The organism is Kitasatospora sp. RG8, assembly GCF_017813315.1.
Taxonomy (GTDB): Bacteria; Actinomycetota; Actinomycetes; order Streptomycetales; family Streptomycetaceae; genus Kitasatospora.
The window spans coordinates 24,093-42,906 of record NZ_JAGIYX010000008.1 but is presented as its reverse complement, the minus strand read 5'-3'; the positions used below and the strand labels follow the sequence as shown (position 1 = coordinate 42,906).

The 18,814-nt window shown below is 74.7% G+C and carries 15 protein-coding genes; 2 read left to right on the top strand and 13 right to left on the bottom strand.

The window, feature by feature from the left end:
• Positions 1 to 76 precede the first annotated feature (76 nt).
• The 8 genes from J5Y04_RS14540 to J5Y04_RS14505 form a co-directional block, all read right to left on the bottom strand.
• Positions 77 to 985 carry an Lrp/AsnC family transcriptional regulator gene (locus J5Y04_RS14540; RefSeq protein ID WP_209412423.1) on the bottom strand — a complete coding sequence of 303 codons (909 nt, stop codon included), beginning with the start codon at positions 983 to 985 and terminating at the stop codon, positions 77 to 79.
• 181 nt (positions 986 to 1,166) lie between these two features.
• On the bottom strand, positions 1,167 to 3,230 hold the full coding sequence (locus J5Y04_RS14535; RefSeq protein WP_209412422.1) for a SpoIIE family protein phosphatase: 2,064 nt from the start codon (positions 3,228 to 3,230) through the stop codon (positions 1,167 to 1,169).
• 271 nt (positions 3,231 to 3,501) lie between these two features.
• Positions 3,502 to 4,560: a DUF1648 domain-containing protein gene (locus J5Y04_RS14530; protein WP_307853112.1), complete on the bottom strand. Its 1,059-nt coding sequence runs from the start codon at positions 4,558 to 4,560 to the stop codon at positions 3,502 to 3,504.
• The gene (locus J5Y04_RS14525) at positions 4,557 to 4,904 is read right to left on the bottom strand and encodes a GntR family transcriptional regulator (protein ID WP_209412421.1); all 348 of its coding nucleotides are present in this window, start codon (positions 4,902 to 4,904) and stop codon (positions 4,557 to 4,559) included. Before J5Y04_RS14525 ends, J5Y04_RS14530 begins: the two co-directional genes overlap by 4 nt.
• Before the next feature lie 258 nt (positions 4,905 to 5,162).
• Positions 5,163 to 6,956, bottom strand: coding sequence for a beta-galactosidase family protein (locus J5Y04_RS14520; protein WP_209412420.1), 1,794 nt, complete (start codon positions 6,954 to 6,956; stop codon positions 5,163 to 5,165).
• A 468-nt stretch (positions 6,957 to 7,424) separates the two neighbouring features.
• Positions 7,425 to 7,760, bottom strand: a complete 336-nt coding sequence (locus J5Y04_RS14515) for a hypothetical protein (RefSeq protein WP_209412419.1) — start codon at positions 7,758 to 7,760, stop codon at positions 7,425 to 7,427.
• Positions 7,761 to 8,288: 528 nt separating this feature from the next.
• Entirely contained in the window at positions 8,289 to 9,257 is a 969-nt protein-coding gene (locus tag J5Y04_RS14510) for a carbohydrate kinase (protein WP_209412418.1), read from the bottom strand.
• A 42-nt stretch (positions 9,258 to 9,299) separates the two neighbouring features.
• The gene (locus tag J5Y04_RS14505) at positions 9,300 to 9,863 is read right to left on the bottom strand and encodes a hypothetical protein (RefSeq protein ID WP_209412417.1); all 564 of its coding nucleotides are present in this window, start codon (positions 9,861 to 9,863) and stop codon (positions 9,300 to 9,302) included.
• Positions 9,864 to 9,998: 135 nt separating this feature from the next.
• Here J5Y04_RS14505 and J5Y04_RS14500 point away from each other — a divergent pair, with 135 nt between their 5' ends.
• The gene (locus tag J5Y04_RS14500; RefSeq protein WP_209412416.1) at positions 9,999 to 11,417 is read left to right on the top strand and encodes an amidase; all 1,419 of its coding nucleotides are present in this window, start codon (positions 9,999 to 10,001) and stop codon (positions 11,415 to 11,417) included.
• 96 nt (positions 11,418 to 11,513) lie between these two features.
• Here the strand turns inward: J5Y04_RS14500 and J5Y04_RS14495 are convergent, their stop codons facing one another.
• From J5Y04_RS14495 to J5Y04_RS14475, 5 genes are all read right to left on the bottom strand, one after another.
• Complete coding sequence (locus J5Y04_RS14495) at positions 11,514 to 13,526, bottom strand: FUSC family protein (protein ID WP_307853111.1); 2,013 nt, start codon at positions 13,524 to 13,526, stop codon at positions 11,514 to 11,516.
• A 142-nt stretch (positions 13,527 to 13,668) separates the two neighbouring features.
• On the bottom strand, positions 13,669 to 15,999 hold the full coding sequence (locus tag J5Y04_RS14490) for a collagenase (RefSeq protein WP_307853110.1): 2,331 nt from the start codon (positions 15,997 to 15,999) through the stop codon (positions 13,669 to 13,671).
• Between the two features lie 306 nt (positions 16,000 to 16,305).
• Positions 16,306 to 16,713, bottom strand: a complete 408-nt coding sequence (locus J5Y04_RS14485) for a VOC family protein (RefSeq protein ID WP_209412415.1) — start codon at positions 16,711 to 16,713, stop codon at positions 16,306 to 16,308.
• A 10-nt stretch (positions 16,714 to 16,723) separates the two neighbouring features.
• Positions 16,724 to 17,200 carry a helix-turn-helix transcriptional regulator gene (locus J5Y04_RS14480; protein WP_209412414.1) on the bottom strand — a complete coding sequence of 159 codons (477 nt, stop codon included), beginning with the start codon at positions 17,198 to 17,200 and terminating at the stop codon, positions 16,724 to 16,726.
• Between the two features lie 23 nt (positions 17,201 to 17,223).
• Complete coding sequence (locus J5Y04_RS14475) at positions 17,224 to 18,084, bottom strand: NAD(+)/NADH kinase (RefSeq protein WP_245204823.1); 861 nt, start codon at positions 18,082 to 18,084, stop codon at positions 17,224 to 17,226.
• A gap of 360 nt (positions 18,085 to 18,444) precedes the next feature.
• On the opposite strand from J5Y04_RS14475, the gene J5Y04_RS14470 reads away from it, so the two are divergent.
• Complete coding sequence (locus J5Y04_RS14470) at positions 18,445 to 18,804, top strand: UBP-type zinc finger domain-containing protein (protein ID WP_209412413.1); 360 nt, start codon at positions 18,445 to 18,447, stop codon at positions 18,802 to 18,804.
• Positions 18,805 to 18,814 lie beyond the last annotated feature (10 nt).

Here is an 18,814-nt window from a genome sequence, read left to right as displayed (position 1 = left end):
TTGGAAACGATTAGCTTGCGACGGTGGCCATGCTGGGTGATTCGATGGTGAGGCTCTTTCCAGGCGATGGAATCGCCTAGTCGATGGGCAGATCGTAGGTGTAGGACTCCTTCACGATGTCCAGGTGCACCCACGACTCCGAGCGGGAGACGCCCGGCAGGGCGCGCACCGCCTCCAGGCCCGTGAGCAGCACCGACCGGTCCGGCGCGTCCAGGCCGCAGACCACGTCGAAGCGCCCGTAGCCGGTGGCCACGTAGTTCACCCCGGGCAGCGTGGCCGCCGCCTCCGCCACCGGCCGGACCGGCCCCCGCACCCCCAGCCCCACCCCCGCCGCCTCGCGCACGCCCAGCGCGCGGGACTCCACCAGCCCGGTCACGTGCACGGCGCCCTCCTCCAGCAGCCGCAGCACCCGTGCCCGGGTCGCCGGCTGGGAGAGGCCGATCCGCTCCGCGAGCGCGGCGAAGCTGGCGCGCCCGTCGAGCTGGAGCAGGCCGAGCAGCCGCCGGTCCGCCGCGTCCAGCTCGGGCGGCGGCCCCGCCCGCAGGCCCGCGACCTCGGGCGAGTAGGCGTCCCGGACCAGCTCGGCACAGCGGAACACCTCCAGCCCCCGCACGCCCGGGATCGCCCGCAGCGCAGCGAACTCGCGCTCCAGGGCGGCCCCGTCGGCGACCCGGACCTCCGCGAGCACGCTCTGCGGGCCCGCCGTGCAGGAGACGAAGCTGGTCGACCGCCGCCCGGCCGCCATCGCCGCGACCGGACGGCCGGCACCGGCGACGTCCAGCGACACGTGGGCCACCGCCGTGATCCCGGCGACGGCGGGCGGCACGATGCCGACGATCCGCACCTCGCCGCGCTGGAGCAGCCGCTGCACCCGGGCCCGGGCCGCCTCGCGGGAGATGCCGAGCAGCTCGGACAGCCGCTGGTAGCTGACCCGGCCGTCGTGCTGCAGTTCGCGGACGAGGGCGGCGTCGGTGGTGTCGAGCACGGGGGGCTCCTGGGGGCTCCGGGGGCGCGGCGGGGAGTCCCGGCAATCTACCGCCCTGCGGGCGGGGCGGTTCGGGGCGGGGTTTTCGGGGAGGGGCGAGGCTTCCGGGAGGGGCGGGGCTTCCGGGAGGGGCCTTGCGGCCGGGGCGCCGGGGCGGGGCTGCCGGGGCGGAAGGGTGGCGTCAGGCGTCGGTGGGCTCGGAGGCGGTGGGCTCCGGGGCGGCGGCGCGGAAGGCGATGAGGGCGATGTCGTCGCGGGCGTCCGGGACCCCGGCGAGCAGCCGGTCGCAGAGGTCCGGCAGCGGCAGGCCGTGGGCCTGCCCGGCGGAGGCGGCCAGCCGGGCCAGGCCGGTGGCCAGGTTCTCGCCGGGGACCTCGATCAGCCCGTCCGTGTAGAGCAGCAGGGTGTCGCCCGGGCCGACGGGAGTGCGGTGGGTGTGCCGCGGCTCGGTGGGGGCCACGCAGAGCGGGAGGTCGGCCTCCCCGGCGTCGAGGAAGCGCGGCGCGCCGTCGGCCGGGAGCAGCAGTGGCGGAGGGTGGCCGGCGTTGGACCAGGCCGCCAGCCAACCGCCGTCCGTCCCGGTGGCGCGGGCGAGGTGCAGGTGGACGGCGGTGGCGAAGACGGCGACGCCGAGCCCGTCGGCGGCGGCGTCCAGCCCGGTCAGGGCGTCGGCCGGGGTGTGCAGGTGGGTGCGGTTGTAGGCGATGGAGCGCAGCATGCTGCGCAGCTGGCCCATGGTGGTGGCGGCGGTGAGGTCGTGGCCCGCCACGTCGCCGATGGTCAGGGCGAGGGAGCCGTCGGGCAGCACGAAGGCGTCGTACCAGTCGCCGCCGACCTCGGCGGCGCGGTTGCCCGGCTGGTAGCGGGCGGTGAGCTCGGCGCCCGCTACGGCGGGCGGGGCGGTGAGCAGCGCCCGCTGGAGGACGAGGGCGACGTCCCGGGTGCGCTGGAGCTCCAGGCTCTGGCGCAGCGGCAGCTGGGCGCGCTGGAGGACGTCCTGGAGCAGCTCGATGTCGGCGCGGCCGGGTGGCGGGGTGTCGTCGCAGCCGGCGGCCGCGGCGAGGGCGACGGTCACGCCGTCGAGGACGATCGGCAGCAGGGTGAGACTGGTGGCGCGAGCCCGGGCCAGCCAGCGGGACGACTCCTCGGGGACCAGCCCGGGCGGGACGTGGCCGGCCGGGAAGGTCAGCAGGGCGGGGGCCTGCTCGGCGACCGCCCGGCGGGCCCTGGGCCCGAGCAGGAAGCTCTGCTGGCGCAGTGGCGGCAGCGGGGGCAGCCCGGGCCGGGCGGTGGAGGCGATCCGGGTGCCGCGGATCTCCCCGGGCTGCGAGGAGTACTCCCGGCCGGAGAGCACGAACACCGTGCAGGCGTCGGTGAGGTCGGGCACCACCAGGCCGGCGACGGCCGCGAAGGCGTCCTCCGGGCGGGGGGCCTCGGTGACCGCGACGGCCCGGGCGAGCAGGCGTTCGCGCAGCCGGTTGCGCCAGCGGTCCTCGATGTCGGAGGTGGCGCCGATCCACTCCACCAGGCGCCCGTCCCGCACGATCGGCACGGCCCGCGAGGCGACGTGGCGGTACTCGCCGGAGACGGTGCGGACCCGGAAGCCGTGTTCGAACATGCTCGGCTCGCCCTCCGCCGCGTCGAGCCAGCGCCGGGCCAGGCCCTCCCGGTCCTGGGGGTGGATGAGCTCGAACCAGCTCTCGTCCATGGTGTCCCGCCACGGGTACCCGGTCAGCTCCTCCCAGCCCGGGACCAGCTCGACCATGGTGCCGTCCGCGCGGGTGAGCCAGACCAGCTGGGAGACGGCCGACATCAGCGCCTCGTAGCGCTGGAGCGCGTGCAGGCGGTCCGTGGACAGCCGCTCGGCGCGCTGGGCGGAGTGCACCTCGGCGGTGGTGTCGATCGCGCTCACCAGGACACCGGGCCCGAAGCGGGAGGAGACCGGCGAGCAGCTGTAGACGAAGTGCCGGTGGCTCTCCGGGTCGTCCTCGGCGGTCTCGACGGTGCGCGGCGTGGTGACCTGGCGGGCCGTCCCGTCGGCGCGGACCAGGTCCAGGGTCTCGAAGAACCGGTCCACCCCCGGCTCGGTGAACACCTCCCGGATCGGCACCCCCATCGGGCGCGGGCCGAAGAGGGCCAGGAAGGCGTCGTTGCGGTAGACCAGGCGGTGTTCCGGCCCCGCGGTGAGGGCGATCGCCACGATGGCCCGGTCGAAGACCTCCGGAGTCAGCTGAGGCTCGGGCAACCCGTCTCGTCCCCTTCGGTGGTGCACGGCCGGGGCTCGCGCAGCGCGGCGGCCGGTCGGTGATCGACGGCTTCGACGGCCGGGCGGGCGAGCAGCGTGATCGACAGCGGCCGTCCCCCGAACGCTACCGGCGCAGCGGCTGCCCACGCGCCGCAGAGCCGCCCGGGCGGCCTGCGTGTCGCGAGGGCGAGGCGCTCCGGGCGGCCGCGGGCGTGGGCGTGGTCGTGGTCGCGGTCGCGGGTGTGGCGGGGGAGTGCGGGGCGGCTCCCGGTCAGCGGTCGGCGGGCCGGGCCGTCATGGAGTTGAGGAGTGCGGCGCCGCGCTCGGCGTCGTCGACGCTGACGGCGAAGTCGGAGCCCTTGCGCGGGTGGACGACCAGGCAGTCGCCGCGGCGGAGCATCACCGTGGTGCCGAGGCCGCTGAGGCGGTAGCCCCAGCCGCCGACCTGGGCCGGGGTGCGCTGTTCGGAGCGGGCCGACTCGATGGCGTCCAGGTGCCAGCGGCGCACCGGCCAGCCGAAGGGGCCGAAGGCGACCTCCAGCCCCTTCGGCGTCACCAGGGCCTGGACGGTGGAGCAGGCGGACACCGCGACGCCGGTGATCGCGAGCGCGGGGGCGACCACCCACAGCACGTCGGCCAGGCCGGCGGCCGCGGCGCCGACGCCGGCGGTGGCGGCCAGGCCGAACAGGGTGGCGGTGAGCTGGAGCCAGGGGTTGACGGTGCGGGAGAGCCAGGCGAAGCGCTCGCCGGCGGGGACGTCGAGCCGGGGGCCGTCGGTCGTTCCGTCGTTCGATCCGCCGGCCGTTCCGTCATTCGGTCCGCCGGCCGTTCCATCGGTCGTTCGATCGGTCGTTCCGCCGGTCCGGGCGGTTTCCGCGCTGGTGGCGCGACGACCGGCGAGGTGGCCGAGCAGACCGGCGGCCGCCGAAGCGGCCAGGACGACGACGACCTCGAATCCGACCGGGGCCGCGTCCGCCCAGGTGGTCCGGTCGAGGTTGGCGTGCACGATCGACGCCTGGGCACCGGTCAGCAGGACACCTCCGGAGAGCAGCACCACGCCGGCCCAGGACCGTGCCGCGGCGCCGGTCCACCGGACGGTGAGGGCGAGGGACAGTACCGTGACCGCCCAGAGTCCGGCCGGGAAGAGCGGCACCGCCCAGAACGGCATCGAGTCGTCCGGGTGGCCGTTCGAGCCCCAGTGGGTGGCCATCTCGTCCGGCAGTCGGCCGGCTGCCGCCAGCGGCATCGCGACCAGGGTCGCCAGGACCCCGGCCGTCCAGGCGGCCGCGCTCCACCACGCACCACGTATCCGGTTCCCCCCGCCGTTCACGGCAGCCTCCTGATCAGTTCCACGAGATCGGTCCTGCTGTAGCCCAGCCGTGCGGCCTCGGCGACCAGGGCGGCCGCCTTGGCGGCCAGTTCGGCCCGCTGGTCGGCGCCGGCGGCCACCGTCACGCCGCGACCGCGGCGGAACTCCAGGACCCCTTCGTCCCGGAGTGCGCGCAGGCCGCGCAGGACGGTGTTGGCGTTGACGCCCAGCGCCCGGGACAGCTCCCGCGCGGGCGGCAGTCGGTCGCCGGGCGCGCACTCGCCCTCGGCGATGGCGCGGCGGATCGCACCCGCCACCTGCTCGTGCAGGGGGCGGCTGTCCGCGAGATCGAGCTTCAGCAGCATGATGCTAGCGACAGTAGCACCATCGTTTCCGGGTGTGCTGCCGGGCTCCGGGCGGTGTGCTGCCCGGCATCGGGCGTGCTGCCGGGCATCTCGGCGGCGTGCGGCGCGGCCGGAGCCGGTGGGGGCAGGCGTTCGTGGGGGGTGACGTCATGGGTGCGGCCGGTTGCCCGCGGAGGGGTCCGCGGGCAACCGGCCGGGTGGGGCCGTGCCGTCGTGTGTGCCGTGCCGTCGTGTGCCGCCCGGTGGCGCGGTGGCGGCTCAGTAATCGACGCTGGGGGCGGCCGCGGTGGGGCCGAGGTCGGGCTGGTCGCGGAGTTCCACCGCCTCGGCGTGGGTCTCCAGTTCGAGGAGGACCAGCTCGTTGGCGCCCGCGCGCCAGAGCGGGGCCGGGGCGTAGAGGGTGCGCTGCGGGCCCTGGTGGGAGTAGCGGCCGAGCAGGAAGCCGTTGAGCCAGAGCAGCCCGCGGCCCCAGCCGGGGAGGGCGACGAAGGCGTCGGCGGGCGTGTCGAGGACGGCCTCGTAGCGGTGGAAGACCGGGTCGCCGTCGCTCGCCCCGACGGTGTCCGAGAAGGCGAGACCGCCGAGGTCCGCCAGGGGCAGCGGCCGGATCTCCCAGTCGTACAGGCGCTGGTGACCGTGCGAGACCCCGCGGCCGATGCCCTTGCGGTCGTTCTCCAGGAGTGGCCCGTAGTTCACCCGGCCGAGCGCCTCGACCAGGATGTCGAGCGTCGTGCCGGCCGGGCCGGTCTCCAGCGGCAGGGTCCCGTCGGGGGCGTTGCGGTCCAGGACGCCGAGCGGCACGCCGTCGGCGAACACGTGGGCGCGGTCGCCGATGCCGTCGATCCGCAGCGGCAGCGCGGCCCGCGGGCCGGGGACGCGGGTGCGGTAGTGGATCAGGCCGAGCGACTGGCCGACCTTCTCCATCGGCTCGGGAGCGGCCCGGTGTAGCGGGGCGGACAGGGTGTCGAGGGCGGCCAGCAGACGGGCGCGCCCGGTCGGGCGTTCGATCCGCTGCGGGGTGACGCGCGGCAGCGGTTCGGGGAGCTCCGTCTCGGGCAGCGGCGCGTACTTGCCGATGACGGCCCGGAACGCGTGGAACTTGGCGGTGAGTTCGCCCGCCTCGCCGATCGGCGCGTCGTAGTCGTAGCTGGTGACGGTGGGCTGGTGGCCGGCGTCCTCCGGCCGGGTGCCGGTGTGGTTCGCGCCGGCCCAGAAGCCGAAGTTGGTGCCGCCGTGCGCCATGTAGAGGTTGACGGAGGCACCGGTGGCGAGCAGGTCGTCGAGCGCGCGGGCGGACTCCCCGGCCTCCCGGACGTGGTGCGGTTCGCCGAGGTGGTCGAACCAGCCGATCCAGAACTCCATGGCGGTCAGCGGGCCCTTGGGCTGATGACGCCGGAGCACCTCGAACCGCTCGGCGGGCCGGGAGCCGAAGGTGGCGGTGGCGAGGTGGCCGGGGATCGTGCCGCCCTGCTGCATGGTGTCCTCGGCGCCGTCGGCGGTGAACAGCAGGCAGTCGACGCCCCGGGCGATCAGGCCGTCGCGGAGGTGGGCCAGGTAGGCGGCGTCGTTGCCGTAACTGCCGTACTCGTTCTCGACCTGGACGGCCACCACCGGACCGCCCCGGCTCGCCAGCAGCGGCAGGATCTCGGGCACCACGGCGTCGAACCAGCCGTCGACCTCAGCCAGGTAGGCCGGGTCGGCGCAGCGCAGCCGCAGGCCGTCGGTGGCGAGCAGCCGGGCCGGGAAGCCGCCGAACTCCCACTCCGCACAGATGTACGGGCCGGGGCGCAGGATGACGTCGAGACCGTTGGCCCGGGCCAGTTCGGCGAACCGGCCGAGGTCCCGCCAGCCGGTGAAGTCGTACTCGCCGGAGGGGAGTTCGTGGAAGTTCCAGGGGACGTAGGTGTCGACGGTGTTGGCGCCCAGGGCGCGCAGCCGGCGCAGGCGGTCGTCCCAGAGGTCGGGGTGGATGCGGAAGTAGTGCACGGCGCCGGAGATGATCCGGTGCGGCGCGCCGCCGCGGCGGAATCCGGTGTCGTCGAAGTCGAGCATGAGGACCGGCTTTCGGTGGGGACTCGGGCTGCTGGGCAGGATAGGCGGGCGGGCCGGGCGGAGGGCCGGTCCGGCGGCCCGGGCGAGCCGGGGTGAGCGGCCGGGCCCTCCGGGGTGGGTGTGAGGGCCCTCGGGGGTGGGACGCGGCGCGGTGGACGCCGTCCCGGGAGTCCTCGCGGACTCCCTCGCGGTCGACGGGTGGGTGAACGGCAACTCCCCTGTATGGCAGGCGAGTTCGTCGGCAGGCGGGTCGTAGCCGGCGAGGGGTCGCGTTCGGGGCGGCCGAGGCGACTGCGCGCGGTGCCGACGAGGGCGGTGCCGGCGAGGGCGGTGCCGACGGGGGTGGCGCCGTTGCGCGTCAGGGCGGGCCGGCGGCCGTCGGTCGGGTGGCAGGGCCCGGCGAGTGGTCGCCGCCGCGCGCCGGGCGGGCGGTGGCGTGGGCGGGTGCCGTGCGCGGGGTGCGGTGCGTCACTGCCGGGTCTTGAGGCCGTGGTTCTTGAGCTCGGCGAGCGTGGCCTGCTGGGCGGCGTCGAGGGCGCCCTGCACGCTGCCGCTCTGCGGGAGGCCCCACTGCCGGTTCGGCCTGATGGACCTGGCCGCGTCGGAGTACACCGCGTAGATGTCCTGGCCACCGTAGAAGTCCGCCCTGAACGCCGCCTTGGCGACCGGCACCAGGGCGGGGGCGTCCGGACCACTGTCGCCGCCGCTGCCGCAGGCCGCGAGGAGGGTGGCGCAGAGCGCGGCCGCGGTGGCGCCGGCGGCGGCCCGGAGGGCTCTGCGGCGGGAGGACGAACGTGAGGGCATGCACGGCTCCAGGGGGCGGGGTCGCAGTCCGGGACGGGGGCGTGGTGGCCCGCGGACCGCGAGGGTGGGGGCGAATGCACGCCATCTTGGGGCGGGCATTCGATCGGAGTCAAGGGAATGGGATCAAGTGATCCGATATGATCGCCGGCCAGGAGGATTGGGCGAGGCCGAAGGGGGCCTTCTGCCCAGATATTTCGGGCCTCGGCGGGGCGGCCGGGCGCTGTCACGATCTGATCGCATGGATCATTTGATCGACGAGGTTCCAGGGCGCGGGGCACCGGGCCGCCATTTCGCGGGTCGGTCGGTCGGACGGGCCCGTCGGGCTCGCGCAGGCCGTCGAGGATCAGCTCCCGACGCTCCTCGGCCGACATGGCCATGGTGTTCCCCGGGCTGATCCGGACGGCGCCTTAGCCTGATCGGACTGTATCGTTCGATCAATGTCCGAGCGGTGTCCGACCCTGGTCGGATCAAGATCCGACCAGGGTCGAGGGCTCGGGGCGCTCCCGTCCGTCCCCGCCGGGTACGGGGCTACCGGACGGCCGCCCCGGCGTCCCCGTGGAGGTCCGCCTGCCAGGGCGGGTTGGGCCCGGCGACGGCGCAGGTCAGGGCGGCCACGCGGGCGGCGAATCGGCAGGCGTCGCCGACTTCCTCCACCGTCAGTCCGTCGAGCCGGCCGCCGAGCCGGCCGAGTCCGCCGAGGTGGTGCAGCAGTCCGCCGGTGAAGGAGTCGCCGGCGCCGATGGTGTCGACCACGGTGGTCGCGGGTGCGGCGACGGTCAGCCGCTCGCCGTCCAGGGAGGCGAGGGCGCCCCGGCTGCCGAGGGTGATCACGACCAGCCGGACGCCCGCCAGGTGCCAGGTGTCGCAGGCGCGTTCGGGGGTGACGCCGGGCATCAGCAGGTCGAGGTCGTCGACGCTCAGCCGCAGGATGTCGGCCAGCGCGCACCAGCGCGGGAGCCGGGCGCGGTAGACGGCCGGATCGACCAGCAGCGGGCGGACGTTGGGGTCGATCGAGACGGTCGCGTCGGCCCGGCCGCGGGCGAGCAGCTCCTCGATCCGCGGGCCGCCCGGCTCGCGGACCAGCGCGAGCGAGCCGGTGTGCAGGCAGCCGGCGCCGGCCAGCGGCAGGGCCGCGAGTTCGTCGGAGGTCCACGCCCAGTCGGCGGTGCCCTCGGCGTGGAAGGTGAAACTCGCCTGGCCCTGCGGGTCGAAGGAGGCGACGGCCAGCGTGCTCGGCTCGGCGGCGTCCACGCAGCCGCCGAGGTCGGCACCGGAGGCGCTCAGGTGCTGCCGGAACAGGGCGCCGAACGGGTCGGCGGAGATCCGGCCGAGGAAGCGGGTGGGCGTGCCGAGCCGGGCCAGGGTGACGGCGGTGTTGGCGGGGCCGCCGCCCGGCAGGACGCGCAGGGCGAGTTCGCCGGGCCGGTGCTCGGCGGAGGGTTCGGCGAACGCGTCGGCGACGCACTCGCCGATGACCGCGACCGGGCGTTGGGGCATGGTGACCACTTTCGGGAGACGGAGGGGAGGCGTCCGAGGGCCTCAGCCGCCGACCGGCGGGGAGGGCGGAGAGGGTTCGACCGGTGGCGGCAGCGGTGAGTAGCGGGCGCGCCTGGCGTTGAAGTGTGCCAGGTGGTAGGTGACGCCCTCGTGCTCCAGTTCCATGGGCGGCGGGTCGGTGACCGCGGTCGCGTACCGGAAGAACTCCTCGCCCGCCCGCTGGACCTGGGCCGCCAGCCGGGGAACGGCCCGGTACCGCACGTACCGCTCCGCCTCCTCCGCGCTCCAGGACCCGCCGCCGAGGGCGCGGTGCAGCGCCGGGCTGTGGACGGCGCCGACCCGGAAGTTCTCCAGGAAGCGTTCCTGGACGACGATCGTGGTGTAGCGGCGGCCGTTGCCCCGGTGCCGGCCGGCCACGGTCACATGGCCGTTCCACCACCGCGGCGGCGCGATCCAGAGCTTGGCCCCGGGCGCGAAGTGCCGTAGGCCGGCGCGGATCTCCAGCCCGCCCTCGCCGTGGTCGGTCTCCTGCGCGACGTTGGCCACCACGCAGAGGCCCAGCGCCTCGGACGCGGCCCGGTCCGTCTCGTTCGTCCTGTCGGTCACGGCGCCATCATGGCCGGTCGGGGCCGGCCGGCAGTAGCCGGTTTCCGGGAGGGTGACGGGGTGTCCGGACGGACCGTCCGCGCCTAGACTGCGGAGCTCGCGCGCATTACCGGCCGGTAGGGATGGGGAGTTCGCATGGCGGATGAGCGGGTCCACGCGTTCGGGGACGATGCGCTGGGGGAGCACGACGCGGTGGCGCTGGCGGCCCTGGTGCGGGCCGGTGCGGTGAGCCCGGCGGAGCTGGCGGCGGCCGCCGTGGCGCGGGCCGAGCAGGTCGACGCGGCGCTGGCGCCGGTCGCGTTCGCCGCGTACGGGCAGCCGCGGAGCGCGCCGGCCGGTGACCGGGGCGCGCTGTTCGGGGTGCCCAGCTACCTGAAGGACAACGTGGACCTGCGGGGGATGCCGACCGGGCAGGGGAGTTCGGCGTTCCGGGCCAAGCCGGCGCGGCGGACGGCCGGCTTCGCCGAGCAGTTCCTCGGCACCGGCCTGGCCGTGCTCGGCAAGACCCGGTTGCCGGAGTTCGGCCTCAACGCCTCCACCGAGTTCGCCGAGGCCCGGCCGGTGCGCAACCCGTGGCGGCCCTCGCACTCGCCCGGGGCGTCCTCGGGCGGGGCGGCGGCGCTGGTCGCGGCGGGCGTCGTCCCGATCGCGCACGCCAACGACGGCGGCGGTTCGATCCGTATCCCGGCGGCCTGCTGCGGGCTGGTCGGGCTGAAGCCGACCCGGGGCCGCACCGTCCTCAACGACCAGGGCCGGCGGCTGCCGATCGACCTGGTCACCGACGGCGTGGTCACCCGCTCGGTCCGCGACACCGCCGCCTTCTTCGCGGCGGCCGAGCGGCACCACCGCAACCCGTCGCTACCGCCGATCGGCCTGGTGGAGGGGCCCGGCGACCGGCCGCTGCGGATCGGGCTGGTGGTGGACTCCCCGGTGGCGGTCACCGACGCCCCGACCCGGCACGCGGTCGAACGGACGGCGGGGCGGCTGGAGGCCATGGGCCACAAGGTGACGCCGGCGGTCCTGCCGTTCGGCGAGGAGTTCTCCCGGGACTTCACGGCCTACTGGGGGTACATCGCCTTCCTGATCGCCGCCACCGGCCGGCTCGTGCTGGACCCGGGCTTCCAGGCGCGGAAGCTGGACGGACTGACGTCGGGGCTGCGGCGTTCCTTCCACCGCGAGTTCCACCGGCTGCCGGGGGTGCTGCGCCGGCTCCGGCAGGCCGAGGCGGCGTACGCGGGCCTGTTCCGCGACCACGACGTGATCCTCTCGCCGGTGCTCGCACACACCGCCCCGCCGATCGGCCACCTGAGCCCGAACGTCGCGTTCGAGGAGTTGCTGGACCGGCTGCACCGCTACGTGGCGTTCACGCCGGTGAACAACGTGACGGGCGCACCGGCGATCGCGCTGCCCGCCGAGGCCGCGGGCAACGGCCTGCCGATCGGCGTCCACCTGTCGGCGGCGCACGGCCAGGAGCGGCTGCTGCTGGAACTGGCCTTCGCCCTGGAGGCGGACCGCCCCTGGCGGCGGATCCAGGACCAGGACACGGCCGTCTGACCAGCCGTCAGGCCGGGTGTCAGCCCGCCGGCCCGTTCCTCAGCCTGCCCGCCTGGCCCGCCCGCTCGCGGCCTGCTTCTCGGCGGGCGTGCGCGCTCAGCCCAGGGGGTCGGGGGCGGCGATCGCCAGGGCCGCCCGGACCTCCTGGTGCAGCGGGGCGAGCACACCGTCCGGCTGCTCCTCGGGGCCGTCCGAGCCGTCCGGGCCGTCCGAGCCGTCCGGGCCGTCCGGGCCGGCCTGCGTCGGCGGGGCCGCCGGTTCCGCGCCCGCGTGCAGGGCGTCCGCCAGCTCGTTCAGCTCCCGGGTGATGGCCGCGACCTCGGCCGCGGGCGGCGCCGGGTCGCCGTGGTCGATCCGGACCCGGGTGGCCGTGGTGGCCTCCACGATCCGCTCGACCGCGATCACCAGCGGCCACCAGGCGGCCGCCAGCGCCCCGGTCGGCGGTGGTTCGGTGAGTGCCCGCTGGAACTCCGAGCGGACGGTGGACAGGTCGCGGTAGAGCCGGCGCCGGTTGCGCAGCCGTACGGCCTGGTCCCGCCCGGGCGCCGCGGCGAAGGCCAGCGTGACGTAGGAGGCGGTGTCCGCCACGGCGTCGGCGAGCCGGTCGCCGATCCGGGTGTGCCAGGACTCCGGCCAGAGCAGGTAGCCGGCGATCAGCGAGATCGCGCAGCCGAGCAGGGAGTCGAGGAGCCGGGGCAGCACCAGCTGGAAGCCCTGGTGGTTGATCTGGTCGGAGAGGATCAGGATGACCGGGGTGATGGCGGCGGTCTGGAACGCGTAGCCCTTCGCCGAGAAGGCCGGGATCAGCATCGCGAGCAGGGCCGTCATCGGCACGTCCCACCACCCGCGCGGCACTTCGGCGAGGACCGGGATCGCGATCAGCAGCCCGGCCGCGGTGCCGAAGGCGCGCAGCACGGCGCGCGAGAAGACGGAGCCGAAGTCGGGCTTCATGACGAAGGTGACGGTCAGCGCCACCCAGTAGGAGCGGGGCACCGGCAGCGTCGAGACCAGCACCTGGGCGAGGCCGATGCAGAGCGCCAGCCGCAGGCCGTACCGCCAGGACGCCCCGGAGACCAGCGCCGCGCGTGCGGTGCGCCGGGCCCGGACCCGGAACGCGGCGGGGCGGCCGATGCGGTCGGCCGGGCCGAACGGGTCGGGGGCGGGTTCGGCGGCGACGGCGGCCGCGTACCGCAGCGCCTGGTCGATGGCGCGCTCGGAGGGGCCGGTGGGCGGCGGCAGGTCCAGCGCGGGCGTGTCGGGCCGGCCCTGTTCGACGGTGGCGGCCAGCTCCCGCACCGCCGCCGGGTACGCCTGCGGCAGCGGGCCGAGCGAGGGCGGGCGCAGCTTGGCCGCCGAGCCGGCCTCGACCACCGGGATCACCGAGTTGAGCTGGGCGATCAGCCGGGCGAGGCCGGGGGAGCGGCCGTGCCGGCGGGTGCGGTGGGCGAGCAGCAGGTCGTAGGACTCGTTGAGGGAGTGGGTGACGGCCTGCCGCCGCTCGTCGTGCACGGGTGTGCCCGCGGCCTGGAGGAAGTCGGCGACGGTCCGGTACGTCGCGGCGACCGCCGTCCGTTCCGGCACGCCGCCGCGCAGTGGCCAGGCGAACAGGGTGAGCAGCAGCACCACCAGCCCGCCGAGGGCGAGCAGCAGCGGCGGCTTCCACCAGGGCGAGGGCATCGGCAGGCCGGCGCCGACCACGGCGTTGAGCAGGAGCAGCAGCCCCGAGGCGGAGGCGACGGCGCCGATCGACGAGATCATGCCGGAGACCAGCGCGGTCACGGTGAGCACGGCGACGGCCGTCCACCCCTGGCCGTACACCAGCGATCCGAGGGTGACGCCGAGGGCGCCGAAGAGCTGGGGGACGGCGATGTTGAACAGCCGCATCCGGTAGGCGTCGGCGGTGTCGCCGATGACGGCGGAGAGCGCGCCCATCGACACGAGTGCGCCCTGGCCCGGGTTCCCGGCAGCCATCCCGACCGCGAGCGGTGCGGAGAGTGCGACGGCCGCCCGGGCGACGGCGGCCCACGGGATCGGCGCCGAGTGCGGCCGCAGGCCCGCGGTGAGCCAGCTGGGGGGTGCGAGCCGGCCGGCTCGTTCGCTCCGTGCCACAGGAACAACGTACGGCGCCGGGGCCGCCCGGGCTCGGCGCCGACGGGTGCCCGGGTGGCCGGGCGCCCGGGTGCGCCACGCGCCCCGGGGCGGGCACGGGAACGGGTCCCGTGTCCGCCCCGGGGCCGGTGCGGCTGCGCGGTTACCGGCGCAGCGGGCCCTCGCACGAGTACTCGGCGCTGCCGGCCCGGCCGGTGGGCCAGACGTCGACCTTGCCGAACCAGCAGTTCATGTCGGCGAGGTTGTTGGCGGCGGCGCCGCCGCGGGAGAGGAGGAAGTGGTCGATGGTGGCGGCCATGTCCTTGCGGACCTGTCCGGCGTCGGCGGAGTTGGTGAGGTTGGCGGTGATGCGCCCGGTGCAGCTGAACCGCATCTTGTTGTTCCAGTCGGCGTTGTCCTTGCAGACCGGGGTGTTCTGGGTGGCCGCGGCGAAGGCGTTCTGGACCTCGGAGGCCCAGGCGTACGTCAGGCTGCCGTTGGCGGTGTAGTGGGTGACGGGGACGTAGAGGGAGTCGGCGAGCGGAATCTCGGCGTCGAGGTAGGCGGTGTACTCGCGCTGGAGGGCGGCGTCGCGGCCGAGGCGGTCGCGCCAGGCGTTGTAGCCGTCGAGGTCGTCGGCGCGCAGCAGCCGGTACATCTCGGCCAGCTGGTCGGGGTGCTTCTCGCCGAGCAGGTTGAAGAACGTCGCCGCGTACGGGTAGGCGGAGAAGCCCTCGCCCTCCCAGGTGGCGTGGAGGATGCGGTCGACGCTCAGGCGGGGGGTGCCGGCCTGGTCGTCCCAGCCGATCTGGCGGACCATGTACTTGCGGGCCTTGACCCCGTCCTTGCCGGTGGAGCCGGCGAAGTACTCCGCGGTGCCCTCGTTCATGGCGAAGGTGGCGGCGCCGGGCCAGCGCTCGGTGTACCCGACCTCCGGGATCGCCCAGCGGGCGTTGAGGTAGTGCGTGTACTCGTGCCGGAAGAGCTCCTCCAGGCTGAAGTAGGACTCGGTGCTGGTCCGCTGGTAGGTGTAGAAGCTGGACTGCTCCTCCAGGAACATGCCGCCGTTGTTGACGTCGCCGATGCCGAACAGCGGGGACTGCAGCGCCTGGTAGTGGGACTTGGTGTCGTACAGCTGGACCGTCAGCACGGGGTGGTTGTCGCCGGTGAGCGGCTGGTCGGTGCCGAGGACGCGGAAGAACTGGGCCTTGACCTGCTTGGTGGCGTAGTAGAGCTGGTCGGCGGTGGCGCGGTCGAGGGCGGTGCGGACGATCAGCGAGCCGTTGTCGTAGGTGTACGTGTTGGGGAAGAACTCCTGCTTCAGGACCTCGCGGCAGACGTTGTACTGACCGCACAGGCCGAGGCTGTTGACCGGGCCGACGAGGTTGCCCCAGGGGCGGCTCAGCCGGCCGAAGACGCCGGTGGCCTGCTGGAGCGTGGGGCCGATGTCGGCGGTCAACTCGGCCTTGAGGGAGGCGATGCCGGCGAAGCGGCCGTACTCCAGCATCGCGTCGCCGGCGGCCCACTCGCTGTCGGTGCCCTTGAGGTGGGTGTAGCCGGCGTACGCGCGGAAGGCCTGGCGGTAGTCGGCGTCGGCGGCGACCGCGGCGCGGAAGAGGCCCTGCGGGTCCTCGCCGACGTTCTCGATGCCCTGGAAGTTGATCTGGAGGGCGCCCTGCACGGCCCAGTTCCAGCCGTGGTCGCCGACGACGGGGCTTCCCGGGGCGAACATCCGCAGGACCTGCTTGACCAGCGGGAGGCGGGCCACGCGCAGGCCCGGGGCGGTGCTGGTCTGGAGCAGCTCGCCCATCGTGTCGCCGTTGGTGCTGGTGGGGTCGAGGACGCGGGGGTTGGCGGTGTAGGCGCGGATGGCCCGGTCGATGGCCCCGACACTGGCCGCGTCGGAGATGTCGATCTCGGCGTGGCCGAAGTCGAAGAGGACGGCGACGTGCAGGAAGTACCAGAGTTCCTGCTGGTTGAGGTTGTTGGCGCCGTCGAAGCGCGGGGCGAGCTCGGTGATCCGGTTGGCGACGGCCTGGACGTGCGCGGGCGTCATCACCTTGGCGGTTTGAACGTTCCAATTGACCAGCAGAGGGCGCAGGCACTTCTGGTACGTGTGGCTGCGGTCGGAGAGGAAGTCGGCGAGCGCGGCCGGGGAGAGGGAGGTGAACGCCTCCGGGGAGCAGGTGGTGGCCTGGCCGGCGACGTCCGCGAGGGCCGGGGCGGCGGGGTCGCCCGGCTGGCTGCCGGTCGTCGGCTGGAGCGCGGCGGCTCCGGGCCAGCCCTGTGGGCCGGCCGAGCCCGCCCCGCCGGGGGCGGCCCGGTGCGCCGCCTGGTCGGCCGGGGCCGGGGCGGCCTGGGCCGACGCGGCGCCCTGGGTCGCGACGGGTGCCGAGGGGGCCGCGGCCTGCGCGCTCTGGATGAGCGGCACGGCGAGGGCGGCGGTGAGGGCTGCCGAGAGCAGGGCGTTGCGAACGGACGTGGTGGGGGGCACTGATGTTCCTCCGGTGAAGGTGTGGGGGTCGCGCGTGGTGCGTGGCGTCTGCCGGGGGAGGAGGCGGCAGGCGTTTCCTCACCGCAGTTGGGGTGCGGGAGGGGCCGACCTGTGTCGGCGATGTGATGTGTAACATAGTAATGTGAAATAGCATTCACAAGAGGGCGGGAAGTCCGTTACACATCCGTGCTGTAGTCGGCCCCTCCTGACGAGCAGCCGAAGAGGCCCCTCGGCGCTGGGGGCTGAGGGGCCTCTTCGGTTCCGTGCTGTGCGGGCGCCGGGCCCGCCGTGGATGTCCGGCCGGCGCTACTTCTTCGCCTGCGAGATCCGCACCATGTTGCCGGAGGGGTCGCGGAAGGCGCAGTCACGCGGGCCCCAGGCCTGGTCGATGGGCTCCTGGAGCACCTCGGCCCCGGAGGCCTGGACCTTCTCGAAGGCGGCGTCGAGATCGTCGGTGCGGAAGACGATCATCGGCAGCACGCCCTTGGTGAGCAGCGCCTGGAGGGCGTCGCCGTCGGCCTGGGAGCGGCCGGCGTGGGGCTCGGAGAGCACGAACTCCAGGTCCGGCTGGGCCGCGCTGCCGAGGGTGACCCACCGGTGCTCGCCCGAGGAGACGTCGTTGCGGACGTCCAGGCCGAGCGCGTCGCGGTAGAACGAGAGCGAGTCGTCCAGGTCGTTCACGGTGATGTGGCAGTACTGAAGTGCGATGTCCATGCGGGCAACGCTAGGCGGCGGACCGGTCGTCCGCTTCTCGATTCCTGCTCGATCCGCCCACCGGTCCGCCCACCGGTCCGCCCGTCGGTCCGCCGCGCGCGGGGCGGGTGCGCTGCTTCGCCACGCAGGCGGGCATCGCCGTGACGGCGGCGTGCTCACGGCTGCGGTAGACGCTCGGGGTGACGCCCACCACCTCGGTGAAGCGCGAGCTGAAGGAGCCCAGCGACGTACAGCCGACCGTCATGCAGGCGTCGGTCACGCTCATGCCCGCGCGCAGCAGAGCCATCGCGCGCTCGATCCGGCGGGTCATGAGGTAGCTGTACGGGGTCTCGCCGTAGGCAGCCCGGAACTGCCGCGAGAAGTGTGCCGGCGACATCAGCGCGTGGCCGGCCATCGTGGGCACGTCGAGCGGACGTGCGTACTCCCGGTCGATCAGGTCCCGCGCGCGCCGCAGGTGCGCGAGGTTGGCCAGCTCTTCCGGGGTCATGGGTCAAGGGTACGGACCGGTGCTCAGCCGTGTTCCGCCGAGCCGGTGAGCCGGAGCTTGCGCTGGGCCCGCTGGTAGAACGTGGTGTGGCCGAGCCGGACGACGCGTGCGGCGGCGGGCAGCATGGTCACCTCGACGACGTCGCCCGGTGAGACGTGGCCGGCCAGGAGGCCGTCGGCCTCGACGGCGAGGTCGCCGCTGTGCGGCAGGACCTCCAGGTCGAGCCGCTCGCCGCTGGAGAGGAAGACGGAGCGGTTGAACGCGGCGTGCGGAGCCACGGGGGTGATCAGCAGCCCCTCCGCGTTGGGGGAGACGATCGGGCCGCCGGCGGAGAAGCTGTACGCGGTGGAGCCGGTCGGCGTGGCGACCACGACCGCGTCGGCGGTGTAGGCCACGAAGGGCTGACCCTGCACCCGTACGGCGACCGCCGCGGACTTGTGTCCCGGGCTGCGCAGGAGCACGACGTCGTTGAGCGCCGTCTCCTGGGCGGCCCCGAAGCGGGCGTGGACGCCGGAGCGGGCTTCCACGGTGAAGCGTCGGGCGTCGATGGCGTCCAGTGCGGCGGGCAGTTCCGGTATGTCGACTTCGGCGAGGAAGCCCAGGCGTCCGACGTTGACGCCCAGGACGGGCGCGTGGCCCCCGGTCGCGAGCCGCATGGCGCGCAGCATGGTGCCGTCCCCGCCGAGGCTGATCATCAGGTCGGCGCTCGTGGTCATCTCCTCGGCCCCGACCGGAATCGCGTCGCAGCCGATCCGTGCCACTTCCGCGGCCAGCCCCAGGACCTTCGTCCCCCGGGCCCGGCTCCAACGGACCACGGCCTCCACGGTGGGCGCGCAGATGCGTTCGGGGTGGAGCACCAGCCCCACCGTGCCGATGAATCCCATCCGGAGCACCTCGATGTCGGCCGGGCCACTGTTGCTCCCTCCAGTCACGCACAGCCGGTCGCCACCTTCAAGGTCACCGCCGGGCCCTCGTGATCACGTCGAGGTCGCAATCGCCTTGACCGCCTCCCGTCGGCTCGGCCCGACCCGGCACGACCCGGGGCAGCACGATCCGGCACGGCACGGCACGGCACGGCACGGCACGGCCCGGCCCGCCCGGGACGACGGGACCGCCCGCTGCTGCTCGCCACGGAATCCCCGTGCGGGCCGGCTGGTTGGGATTCCAAGAGACGGTCCGACGGCTGCGGCCCCGACGTGCCGGACAGGCGCGCCCGGCCGAGCCCTCACCGGGAGGCGTGTCCCATGGCTGACAGCCCGATCCGGGGGATTGACCCCTCCGCGCGGCCGAGCGGAGAGGGGTGTGTGGAGTGCCTGGCGGGGGACGGGCCGGGGTGGTGGTTCCACCTGCGGCGCTGCGCCGCGTGCGGGCACATCGGCTGCTGCGACTCCTCGCCCTCGCAACACGGCACGAGGCATGCCCGGGAGGCGGGGCACCCGTTCCTCGCCAGTTTCGAGCCCGGTGAGGCGTGGTTGTGGAACGTCGAGACCGAGCAGTACTACGAGGGGCCGGAACTGGCGGCGCCCGCCGCGCATCCGGACTCGCAGCCGGTGCCCGGCCCGCGCGGCAAGGTCCCCGCCGACTGGCAGCTGCACCTGCACTGACGTACCCAAG